General features: G+C 40.9%; 10 protein-coding genes. 7 read left to right on the top strand and 3 right to left on the bottom strand.

From position 1 onward, the window contains the following. The first annotated feature begins 9 nt into the window (after positions 1-9). The 3 genes from AC1TO9_RS11960 (at position 10) to AC1TO9_RS11950 (ending at position 2,906) form a co-directional block, all read left to right on the top strand. Entirely contained in the window at positions 10-888 is an 879-nt protein-coding gene (locus AC1TO9_RS11960; RefSeq protein WP_482055416.1) for a carbohydrate ABC transporter permease, read from the top strand. Between the two features lie 47 nt (positions 889-935). Then, positions 936-1,847 (top strand): carbohydrate ABC transporter permease, encoded by a 912-nt coding sequence (locus AC1TO9_RS11955; RefSeq protein WP_482055417.1) that lies wholly within the window; start codon positions 936-938, stop codon positions 1,845-1,847. A gap of 72 nt (positions 1,848-1,919) precedes the next feature. Continuing rightward, on the top strand, positions 1,920-2,906 hold the full coding sequence (locus tag AC1TO9_RS11950) for a glycoside hydrolase family 43 protein (protein ID WP_482059269.1): 987 nt from the start codon (positions 1,920-1,922) through the stop codon (positions 2,904-2,906). A gap of 82 nt (positions 2,907-2,988) precedes the next feature. Here the strand turns inward: AC1TO9_RS11950 and AC1TO9_RS11945 are convergent, their stop codons facing one another. After that, a complete protein-coding gene (locus AC1TO9_RS11945; RefSeq protein WP_482059268.1) occupies positions 2,989-3,750 on the bottom strand; it encodes a YwaF family protein in 762 nt (253 codons plus the stop codon). Positions 3,751-4,000: 250 nt separating this feature from the next. On the opposite strand from AC1TO9_RS11945, the gene AC1TO9_RS11940 reads away from it, so the two are divergent. From AC1TO9_RS11940 to AC1TO9_RS11930, 3 genes are all read left to right on the top strand, one after another. After that, on the top strand, positions 4,001-6,856 hold the full coding sequence (locus AC1TO9_RS11940) for a 2-oxoglutarate dehydrogenase E1 component (RefSeq protein ID WP_482055420.1): 2,856 nt from the start codon (positions 4,001-4,003) through the stop codon (positions 6,854-6,856). Between the two features lie 30 nt (positions 6,857-6,886). Continuing rightward, positions 6,887-8,182: a 2-oxoglutarate dehydrogenase complex dihydrolipoyllysine-residue succinyltransferase gene (gene odhB / locus AC1TO9_RS11935; protein WP_482059267.1), complete on the top strand. Its 1,296-nt coding sequence runs from the start codon at positions 6,887-6,889 to the stop codon at positions 8,180-8,182. A gap of 121 nt (positions 8,183-8,303) precedes the next feature. Continuing rightward, positions 8,304-8,624, top strand: coding sequence for a rhodanese-like domain-containing protein (locus AC1TO9_RS11930; protein ID WP_482055422.1), 321 nt, complete (start codon positions 8,304-8,306; stop codon positions 8,622-8,624). Between the two features lie 140 nt (positions 8,625-8,764). On the opposite strand, the gene AC1TO9_RS11925 is transcribed toward AC1TO9_RS11930, so the two are convergent. Beyond that, the gene (locus AC1TO9_RS11925) at positions 8,765-8,950 is read right to left on the bottom strand and encodes a hypothetical protein (protein ID WP_482055423.1); all 186 of its coding nucleotides are present in this window, start codon (positions 8,948-8,950) and stop codon (positions 8,765-8,767) included. Positions 8,951-9,036: 86 nt separating this feature from the next. Continuing rightward, positions 9,037-10,005 (bottom strand): RluA family pseudouridine synthase, encoded by a 969-nt coding sequence (locus tag AC1TO9_RS11920; RefSeq protein ID WP_482059266.1) that lies wholly within the window; start codon positions 10,003-10,005, stop codon positions 9,037-9,039. A gap of 193 nt (positions 10,006-10,198) precedes the next feature. Here AC1TO9_RS11920 and recQ point away from each other — a divergent pair, with 193 nt between their 5' ends. Further along, on the top strand, positions 10,199-12,064 hold the full coding sequence (gene recQ, locus AC1TO9_RS11915) for a DNA helicase RecQ (RefSeq protein ID WP_482055667.1): 1,866 nt from the start codon (positions 10,199-10,201) through the stop codon (positions 12,062-12,064). The last annotated feature ends 10 nt before the right edge of the window (positions 12,065-12,074 follow it).

Here is a 12,074-nt window from a genome sequence, read left to right as displayed (position 1 = left end):
AGAATGCCTATGAAAAAGAAGTTGAATTTAGCACCTGTTTTCTTTGTAGGTCCACATGTTATTTTATTTGCTATCTTCATCTTATTGCCTACAATTTATGGGATTTATGCTTCATTTACGAAATGGAATTTAATGAGTGATCCGGTATGGGTAGGTCTTGATAATTACAAAAGGATCCTTTTTGACAATAAATCAACCTTCCATGTTCAATTTAATAATGGTCTGAAAAATACGTTAATCTTTGTTGCAGCCAGTGTTCCCCTATTAATTATTATTCCGTTAATGGTTGCTGTTGCATTAGAACATAGAAAAGTAAAAATGAAAAATGTCATTCAAGCTATTATTTATATACCGGGATTAATCTCTATATCTGCAGCTGCACTCATCTGGTCCTTGATCTTTAATAAGCAATTGGGGATTACAGGGAATATATTGGGCTCGGATACGGTTTGGGCAGCACATCAACCTTATGCTTGGCTTATTATCATTGTACTAACGGTATGGGGTGGAGTCGGAGGAAACATGATTATTTATCGTGCTTCCATAAGCGGTGTAGCACAGGATTTGTATGAAGCAGCAGAAATGGATGGAGCGGGACCAGTTCGAAGATTCTTTAGTATTACCTTACCTTCTATTCGTTTTCCATTAATTTTCACATTTGTTATGACAACAGCTGGGGCATTTAATGTATTTGGTCAACCGTTAATGATGACGAAGGGTGGGCCACAACAAAGTACACATGTATTGATGATGTATATTCGTCAATTAGCTTTTGGTAACGGCGAATCAATTGCCGGAATGGCCTCAGCGATGGCAGTATTACTGGGATTAGTTATTTTGGTTATTTCAGCGCTGCAATATTATGTGATGAATCGAAATGCTTCGTAGATTTACGGTGAGTAATTTAATGGAAACAGAAAAGGTAGGTGTAACAAATGCCAAACCAAGTGTCACATGCATCGAATAATAACCCGATTATATTGCCAAAGGTCAAGGGGAAGATATCGTCTGATGGTAATATATCTAAATATTGTGCATATTTATTTTTGATTTTACTTTGTGTGATATTTGCATTTCCTGTAATATATGGGGTCGCTACATCGTTTAGATCACAAACGGAAGTGGTATCTACCGGATTTAGATTATTACCTGAAAAGTGGATTTTTGATAACTATGTCACCATCCTAAACAACACATCTACTGCACCAATAATGCGTTGGTTAATGAATTCGGTATTCATTGCAACTTTGCATACTCTTTTAGTGGTCTTTGTTATTTCAATCACGGGTTATGGTTATTCTCGAATGAAGTTTAAAGGTAGAGATATGTTGTTTTTTACGTTACTGGGTATCTCCTTCTTTCCAGGTGTTGTTAATCTAATTCCGTCCTATAAAATCATTGATGCGTTAGGTTGGGTTAATACCTCATGGGCTATGATTATCCCTGGTTTAGCAGGAATGGGAAATATATTTTTGGTCAGACAGTTCATGAACGGTCTTCCTAAAGAATTAGATGAGTCTGCTCGAATGGATGGTGCGGGTGACTTTAGAATTTATTATTCAGTAATAGTACCTTTAATAAAACCGATATTGATCGTGTGTGCCTTATTTTCCTTTACTGGATCTTGGAATGATTTTCTCTGGCCAGTTATCGTATATACAGATGTAGATAAAATGCCAATAACAGCTGGATTACTTTTATTGCAAGATATTTATGGGAATTATCGTATGATTGGACAATTAATGGGGTCGGCGATTATAGCTATTATTCCAACATTTGTGTTGTTCTTGTTTGCACAGAAATATTTTGTTCAATCCATTAATTTGAATTCAGGCATTAAAGGTTAAACTAGACACTTAATAAAGTATATTGATTGAGAGAAATCCATGAAACATATATATAGAAGGAGAGAGAAAGACATGGAGAAGAGTGGACACATAAATAATCCGATAGTGGAGCAACGTGCTGATCCTTGGGTGTATAGACATACTGATGGATATTACTATTTTACCGCCTCGGTACCAGAGTACGATCGTATTGAGCTTCGTCGCGCGGAGTTTATTCAAGAATTGGAGAGTGCTGAGCAAGTGGTTGCTTGGCGTAAGCGTGATACTGGAATATTAAGCGCTAATATTTGGGCTCCTGAGCTTCATTATATTAATAACAAGTGGTACATTTACTTTGCTGCTGCACACACAAGTGAGACGAAGGAAGGTTTGTTCGATCACCGGATGTATGTATTAGAGAATGAATCTGCTAATCCTCTCGAAGGAACATGGATAGAGAAGGGACAGGTTCGGACGAAATGGGAAAGCTTCGCACTCGATGCAACGATATTTGAACATAAAGGAAAACTATATTATGTATGGGCTCAGAAAGATCTAGCAATCGAGGGTAATTCCAACCTTTATATATCTGAGATGAGTAATCCATGGACTCTCAGTGGTGAACAAGCGATGATTAGTACCCCTGAATATTCGTGGGAAGTGATTGGGTTTAAGGTGAATGAAGGGGCGGCTGTACTAAAAAGGAATGGTCGGATATTCATGAGTTATTCAGCTAGCGCTACAGACCATCATTACAGTATGGGGCTTCTTACGGCAAAGGATGATGCGAATCTGCTTGATCCCGCTTCATGGGATAAGTCGAAGCAACCGGTATTTCAAACCAATGAGCAGGTAGGGCAATACGGACCAGGGCATAATAGCTTTACTGTCTCGGCAGATGGCAAACAAGATATTTTTGTCTATCACGCTCGTAACTACAAAGAAATTGTAGGAGATCCTTTATACGATCCCAATCGTCATACACGGGCTCAAATATTAAATTGGAATAATGATGGGACACCGAATTTCGGAGAGCCATTAAAGGATGATAAAGTAACAATATCTATTCCTAAACGTTAAGACTATCAATGAATAGAGCCGATGAACGAAATAAAGTTCATGGCTCTATTTTTGTAATATAGTCCTTTTTGAACTACCTTTATCATAGTGGTAAATTGGCTTTCGTACTTCTCCTTGTCGTGTGTCGCTTCCAACGATCAGGTAATACGAAGAATAGTAGATGTAGCAAGGTGAAGAAAAGAAGCGCAACTCCTTGCTCTGCCAATAGATAATAAGGATGCGGACCCAAAATATCAAGAATAGATGCGCTGGCTGGTTTACGCATAAGAAACATGTAATTAGAACCTATGATGTAATTGATAGAACCAACTATAACAGCGAGAATATTTAAGGAGATCAAGGCGGTTCCAATTGACTTCCATGTGGGTTTGTATTCCTCAATCCAGGTCATATATAGTGCTGAGAGAATAATAGCGAAATGAGCTACGAAAAATTGTAGAAAACGAAAATGCGGGTATGTAAAATCTAAGCTTGGTGTAAGTACAGCTTGTAGCGCTCCTGTAATTCCAGCAAAAAAAACAATGGAGTACAATAAACGGCTTCTAGTAAAAAGCATGATTATAGCTAGTAACAAAGTAATACTACATAATTCAAGAGGTAAGCTTGTTCGAGGATTCCATATTCCTTGTGCAACGTACCAAATATTTAGTGCGACTTCTGAAGCGATCAAAATTCCAGCGATCCAATAACGAATTATCTTTTTGATGGAAGGCTCTCTTTTGATAGAAGTTCTGAATATAAATAATAACAGAGATAAAGCGATTAGAATGCTGATCTGAATTAGATGTGCTGTGGCGTACGCATGGAAAGTACGGGTATTATCTGAGCTAAAGAATGAGGACATGATTGAACGTCTCCTTTCAAGCTTACAAGGATTAATCATAATGTAGTCGATGATAATGTTGAGTATAGCAAATAATGAAAATAAAGCCAAAGTACTCATTATTTGATTGATCTGTTTATTAGATGATAACAATATGAAAAGACTATTTTAGCTATTGTGTTTAAAGGGCTATACTAGATGTATTAATGATTTATGAGATTTTCTATTCACCATGTAACTATCATAGTTCATAACGGAGGTATATCCGACAATGCTAATGAATAAGCAACACACAAGCGATCCTTGGCAAACTTATTATGGTCCCAATCTTGGTTATGTTCAGGAACAGTATGATCAATTTTTGAGAAATCCTCAATCTGTTGATGAGACCTTTCAACATTTATTTAGTTTATGGGGAGCACCACCTACAATTGCTGATGAAGTTAGTAGTCCCAAGGAACCTACAGAACGGATATCTTGGGATCGCAACCTGCTGAAAAAGGGTGTAGACGCCGGGAAGTTAGTATGGAATATTCGTGCCTATGGACATCTAGCAGCAGATATTGATCCTTTAGGGCTTCGACCTGCTCTGGACACGAGCTTGCTAGAATCGGAAAGGTATAATTTGTCAAAGGAGGATTTAAAAGCGTTTCCATCTTCCTTAATATGGCACCATGCGCCTGAGAGTGTACCTAATGGTTGGGATGCTATTGTGAAGTTGCGTGAACTTTATACAGGAACAATTGCTTATGAATTCAGTCATATTCATGAGGAAGAAGAACGTGTCTGGTTAAACCGTCAAGCAGAATCTCCGCGAGTGGAATTAAGCATAGATGAGCGGACAGCTCTCTTAAGACGGTTACTTCAAGTAGAACAGTTTGAAGAGTTCCTTCATCGTACATTTGTTGGACAAAAGCGTTTTTCCATTGAAGGAAACGATGTACTCGTTCCTATGCTTGATGCAATGTTGATATCTATGGTAGATAACGGTACGGAGCATGTTTTGATGGGGATGGCACACCGTGGGAGATTGAACGTACTCGCCCATGTACTAGGCAAACCATATCAGAATATTTTCTCGGAATTCCACCATTCTCCAAATAAAAAATTGATTCCATCAGAGGGATCTACAGGTATTAGTTATGGATGGACGGGTGATGTTAAATATCACTTAGGAGCTAATCGCCTATTGAAAGAAGGAAGTCAGCTGGAAGCTAGAATCACATTAGCAAACAATCCGAGTCACTTGGAATTTGTGAATCCTGTAGTTGAGGGTTATTCACGGGCAGCTCAGGAAGATCGCACCCAGCCTGGATATCCTCGACAAGATGTGAATAAAGCGGCAACGATACTCATTCATGGCGATGCTGCTTTTCCTGGAGAAGGAATTGTTGCAGAAACGTTGAACTTTACGAAGTTGCCAGGTTATCAGAACGGTGGAACTATTCATATTATAGTAAATAATAATTTAGGATTTACAACAGAGAGCAAGGACTCTCGCTCCACTCATTATGCTAGTGATTTGGCTAAAGGATATGAAATTCCGATTATTCATGTGAACGCGGATGATCCTGAAGCATGTATTGCGGCAGTTCGCATGGCGAGTGAGTATCGCAATAAGTTCAAGAAGGATTTCCTGATTGATCTTATCGGTTATCGTCGCTATGGACATAATGAAACAGATGACCCAGAAACAACGCAACCTTTAATATATCAAAAAGTGAAAAGTCACGAACGAGTTAGCGTTCTATACCGTTCTGAGCTATCTCAAAAGGGCTTGATTTCGGAAGAACAGGCTGAACAGCTTAAGGAAAGTGTCTTGAATCGTTTGAAGGAAGCTTACGAGCAGATGAAACGCGATGATGTGCAGAATGCTACAGATCGGACTATCGCTGTCATGGTGCCAGATCCGGCGCAGATAACTTATACTGCAGTACCATTAGATGAACTGCAAGAGATTAATGCAGGGCTATTGAAGCGCCCCGAAGGATTTAAGGTCTATCCTAAATTACAGCGAATACTTGAACGTCGTGAGAATTCCCTGGATGAAGGTGAAAAGGTAGATTGGGGACTTGCTGAGACGCTAGCTTTCGCAACAATTATTGCGGATGGTACACCTATTCGAATTAGTGGTCAAGATGCGGAACGTGCGACATTTGCTCATCGTAATCTCGTATTGCATGATCCTGATTCAGGCGCTACATTCTGTCCAATACATGAATTGCCGCAAGCGAAGGCATCCTTTGCGATTCATAATAGCCCCTTATCTGAAGCATCCGTATTAGGATTTGAGTATGGTTATAACGTATTCTCACCTGAGACGCTTGTCATTTGGGAAGCGCAGTATGGTGATTTCTCTAACTGTGCTCAAGTGATCATGGATCAGTTCATCTCAGCAGGACGTTCTAAATGGTCACAGAAATCAAGCTTAGTGATGTTACTACCTCATGGATATGAAGGGCAAGGACCAGAACACTCTAGTGCGAGGCTTGAACGTTTTCTCCAGCTTGGAGGAGATGATAACTGGATTGTTGCGAACCTGACTACTGCAGCTCAATACTTCCATTTATTACGTCGTCAAGCGGCACTGACGAATACAGAGGAAGCAAGACCGCTTGTCATGATGTCTCCGAAGAGTCTAATTCGGAATCCTAGAGTAACGTCACCTAGTCAGGACTTCACTGAGGGGACCTTTAATCGGATATTGGAGCAAAGTGGGTTAGGAGAAATACCAGAGAATGTTGAACGCTTAATTCTATGCTCGGGGAAAATCGCGGTTGAAATGGAAGAGGCGTTAGATAATGAAACGGATAAGCGTCCTGGTTGGTTACACATTGTACGTGTAGAGCAACTGTATCCATTCCCAGAGCAAGATATCAAGAATGTATTAGACCGCTTAACGAAACTACAAGAGATCGTATGGGTACAGGAAGAACCAAAGAATATGGGAGCGTGGCGTTATATTGAACCACGTATCCGTGCTATTGCACCTAAGGGGATTTCGGTTGCTTATAACGGTCGTCCAGAGCGTTCTAGTACGGCTAGTGGTTATCAGAAAGTTCATTTATTTGAACAACAACAGATTATTTCGTTGGCACTCCGTTTAAACCAATCTCAGAATAATTAACTTTGATATTTATAAGAGGAGGTAGAAGATTTGAATAATATTATTGTACCTGCAATGGGAGAATCTATTACCGAGGGAACGATTTATAAATGGCATGTGAAAGAAGGAGAGGCCGTTAAGTTAGGTGATGTCCTTTTAGAGCTTGAGACGGATAAAGTTAATTTAGAGATGAGTGCAGAAATAGATGGAGTTATAGAGAAGGTACTTCGACAAAATGGAGATACCGTCCAAATTGGGGAAGTGATTGGGCGGATTCAATCAGGTGGAGAAGCTGGTGTTGCTGCAGAGGTAGCTTCTGAAGAATCTACGTCCATCGATGAGAAGAAAAAGGTAGTAGCAGATGAGAAATCTTCTGCTACCGTTGCTAGTAAATCAGTAGAACCTCTTCAGGTGAATGAAAGTGCTAACTTTCTAGCCGCTTCACCCTCAGCTCGAAAGTTAGCACGTGAGCGTGGCATTGAACTTGAACAAGTACAGGATAGAGATTCGAAGGGGCGTATTTATCAAGAAAACGTTCGTAATCATTCAGAAGTTCCGAGTGATCAGGTGAAGCGTTCTGGAGATGGACAAGGTGGTACAGGTGGAGTGAATCTTTCGGCACAGGAATTTGTAGTTGCAAGTTCCAAGCCAATGGTACGTGAACGGATGTCTCGTCGTCGCGTTACGATTGCCAAACGTCTAGTGGAAGCTCAAAGAACTGCAGCTATGCTGACGACTTTCAATGAAGTAGATATGACTGCAATTCTTGATATTCGTAAACGTCGTAAGCAAGCTTTTCAAGAGAAGCATGATGTGAATCTTGGGTTTATGTCATTCTTTACAAAGGCTGTTGTAGGTGCGTTGAAAGCACATCCTCTTCTGAATGCAGAAATTGATGGGGAAGATATTCTTGTTAAGAAATACTATGATATTGGAATTGCCGTTTCAGCCAAAGAAGGTTTGGTAGTTCCTGTCGTACGTGATGCGGACCGTTTAGGGTTCCCGGAGATTGAGCGACAAATCAGTGAATTGGCAGGCAAGGCGCGTAAAAATAAACTAAGTATTTCAGAGCTTCAAGGTGGTACTTTCACAATTACTAATGGAGGGGTATTCGGATCATTATTGTCTACTCCGATACTTAATACACCTCAGGTAGGTATTCTGGGAATGCACAAAATCCAGCTACGGCCGATTGCGATTGACCAAGATACAATGGAAAATCGCCCAATGATGTATATCGCACTTTCTTATGATCACCGGATCGTGGATGGTAGCGAAGCTGTACAATTCTTAGTTGCAGTGAAGGAATTGCTTGAAGATCCTGAATCGTTATTGCTCGAAGGATAATAGCAAACTTTAAGAGGGGCAGACCAATCATGGTCTGCCTCTTTTGGAATGAGAACAAATTGTGTTACGATGATAAAGGTGATATACAGTAATTTAACAAGAGTTAATAGGAGTGAAAAATATGAATAATTTACCCATCCAAGAATGGGATGTTGAAGAGGTTCTGGCAAAGTTAAATGAAGGTGATAAGTTTGAGATTATTGATGTTCGTGAAGATGATGAATGGGAATCAGGACATATTCCACAAGCTAAACACATCGCTCTAGGGACGTTACCAGTACGTCATACAGAGCTAGACTCTGATCAATTAACGCTTATAGTATGCCGAAGCGGTGGCCGTAGCGCTAGAGCTTGCGAATATCTCACGGAGCTAGGATACAAGGTGATAAATATGTCAGGCGGCATGTTGGAGTGGGATGGGCCTGTTACATACGATCAGTAGTTATTGGTCAGTTTATAGTCATTCAACGTAGGGTCGGAGCATATTCATTACAAAAAAAGGAGCATGCCTATACAAACGGCATGCTCCTTTCTATAGATTGGAATTGTGAATCAGCATATTTTAAAAGTATAAAGTCTCAATTAATGGTTAACATGATTGCGCTCGAAATGATGTATGTTAGAAAAAGAGGTAGAATGGTTCATTCTTTCGAGTTTGCGAATGATTTCTTTTTGCCATTTAAGATCTTCGACTCTTTTTGCGAGATTCAATAGGTCTAAATAGTCATCAATTTGCAAAGAGATGTGTTGCGCAGATACAGTATTCATATGTTCTACTCCTTTTCAACCAGGTGGATTCGAACACTATTGTATCATATCTCTATTCTAATTGATAATGTTTCTCATGAATGAAATTAATTAGTGGGTGTAGCTCGGAAAGGATGAAGGAAAGTTTTTGGGATCTCTGTTTTGAAGGTCATAACCTCACCTGTAGTTGGGTGTTCAAAAGCTAGCACTTGTGCGTGAAGGCCCATTCTTCCGATCGTTCTCGTCTTACCTCCATACTTCTTATCTCCTGCGACAGGATGACCGAGATCCTGCATGTGGACACGAATTTGATTCTTACGCCCTGTTTCGAGGTTCACTTTTAGTAGGGAGAAGTAGCTGTTAGTCTGAATGGTTGTATAATGTGTAATGGCTAACTGGCCGTCATTAGCATAAGGACTTGAATACATTTTTAATGTGCTACTTTCTTTGAGCCATGATGTGATTGTTCCTTCAGGCTTCTTAATCTTACCTTCAACCAATGCAATGTAAGTACGCTCCTTGACCATATCCTGCCACGAATCTTGAAGTTTCTGCTTCACTTCCTCATTCTTGGCGAACATCATGACACCTGAGGTGTCGCGATCAAGACGATGGACGACAAAAATACGATTGTTTGGATTGTTTTCTCGAACATGAGCGGTAATTTGGCGATAAGCCGTCAGCTCAGTTTCTTTCGATGATGCAACAGACAGTAGGCCTGCTTCCTTGTATACGACAATAACGTCCTCATCCTCATGCATAATGCGAAGTCCAATAAGTGGAATCTCTTCTTCGATCTTATCTTTAGAGACCATTACAGTATGACCCGGTTGAAGGGGGAAATTATAAGCTGTCTCCGCACGTCCATTCACGAAGATTTGTCCCCGTGCAAGCATGGATTTAACAGAGTTACGTCCGATATTGGTTAACGTATTTAGCAAGAATGCCAATAGTTCAGAGTTTTCATTCACTGTATAATGCTTGTTAGGAGCTTGTTTGTTGTGATGTGATGCTTTGGGTTTAGTTTTATTATAAGATTGTTGTTGGCCTTGGCCAGAACGTTGTTTATTCTTCATATCGTGAATTCTCCATCCTCATGTGGTTTACTGTCCAATAATACCATGAGTAATGGTGTAATGCCATGCAAGAGAACGTCATAATCCTCAACTAAGGTTGCTCAATCCATCAAACCCCAGTAAACTTGTATAACTAGGAAAATAGCTTGTTCGGTATTGCAAGACCAAGCAAAATAGTAAGGAGTTAATCATGATGATAATGGAAGCAATGACATTGGATCGAGCGCAGGATTATCTGCAGAAATATTATGGCTATCCGGATTTTCGTGAAGGTCAAAGAAATATTGTATCAAGCCTATTAGATAGCCGAGATACACTGGGCGTTATGCCAACGGGTGGAGGGAAGTCCATCTGTTACCAAATCCCAGCATTGATGCTTCCCGGACTGACGATAGTCGTATCACCGCTAATCTCTTTGATGAAGGATCAAGTGGATGCACTGACAACAGCGGGCATCTCTGCGGCATTTATTAATAGTACGCTTAGTGGAAAAGAAGTGAATGAAGTAATTCGAGCTGCTGCGCAGGGAGAACTTAAGTTGTTGTATGTGGCTCCCGAGCGATTAGAGTTGGATTGGTTCCGTGAAGAAATGTCTTATCTCCCCATTTCTTGTGTAGCAGTAGATGAAGCACACTGTGTTTCTCAATGGGGGCATGATTTCCGCACAAGTTACCTGGCTGTTGCCCCATTTGTAGAGGGTTTGTCACAACGGCCAATCGTAGCTGCATTCACTGCAACAGCTACTCCCGGAGTCATGGATGATATTGTGAAATTGCTGCGTCTCGAGGAACCACAAGTATTTGTTACGGGTCTGGGACGGGATAATTTGGCTATGTCCGTACTACGAGGTGAGAACAAACGTGAGTTTGTTATGACTTATACGCTTGAGCATGCCCATGAAACAGGCATAATCTATGCAGCGACACGCAAGGATGTAGATCAACTAACGGAGCGGCTTCAGAGCGCTGGCATTGCTGTAGGCCGCTATCATGCGGGGATGAGTGATGCAGATCGAGCAGCTAGTCAGGAAGGATTTCTATACGATGATCTTCGAGTGATCGTTGCGACCAATGCATTTGGAATGGGTATTGATAAATCTAACGTTCGTTACGTCATCCATTACAACATGCCGAAGAATATGGAAGCCTATGTACAGGAAGCCGGTCGTGCGGGGCGTGATGGTGAACCGAGCCAATGTATCCTTTTGTTCAGTGGGCAGGATATCATGACCCAGAAATTTCTGATTGAGCAGAACCAGATGGATGATGAGCGCAAACATAATGATTATCGCAAATTGCAGCAGATGCTAGATTACTGTTATACTAACCGCTGTTTGCGTAATGCGATGTTAGATTATTTCGGTGAGATACATGAGGACAAGCCCTGCGGTACATGTAGTTCTTGTACGGATGAGAGGGAGCTAGTCGATATGACGGTGGATGCGCAGAAGATATTCTCCTGCATCCACCGTATGCGTGAGCGATTTGGTGTATCCATGGTAGCCTCTGTGCTCAAAGGGTCTCGGAATAAAAAAGTATTGCAGTACGGTTTCGAAAGCTTACCAACCTATGGGATGATGTCCAATCGAACGGAGAAGGATATTTCGGAAGTGATTAATGTGATGGCTTCGGACGGATATCTCTCCCTCTCTGAAGGACAGTATCCCGTATTGAAGCTACAACCTCTAGCTGCAGAAGTACTCAAAGGGCAACGACAGGTCATGCAGCGAGTAGCCCGTCCAACGCGGACGAGCGGAACAGCAGCAGGAGGATATGTCAGGAATAGAGGTCGTGATGACTCGCCATCGGCCGTTAATGAGACGGTGTTTGAACAATTACGTCTCGTTCGTCGTGAACTTGCAGGTAAGGAACGTGTTCCATCCTACATCATATTTAATGATGCAACACTGCGTGAGATGAGTGTGGTATGTCCACAGACAGAGTCAGAGATACTAAAGATTAAAGGTGTTGGAGAAGTGAAATTCCGTAAATATGGTAAGCCGTTCCTAGATTTCTTTCAAAACTTGAATCAGGACGGACTCATAGATGATTACGAATAAATGAGGGGTG

Source organism: Paenibacillus sp. Y916 (assembly GCF_056786435.1).
The sequence above is the reverse complement of the archived record's forward strand: the minus strand, read 5'-3'. Positions and strand labels throughout refer to the sequence as shown.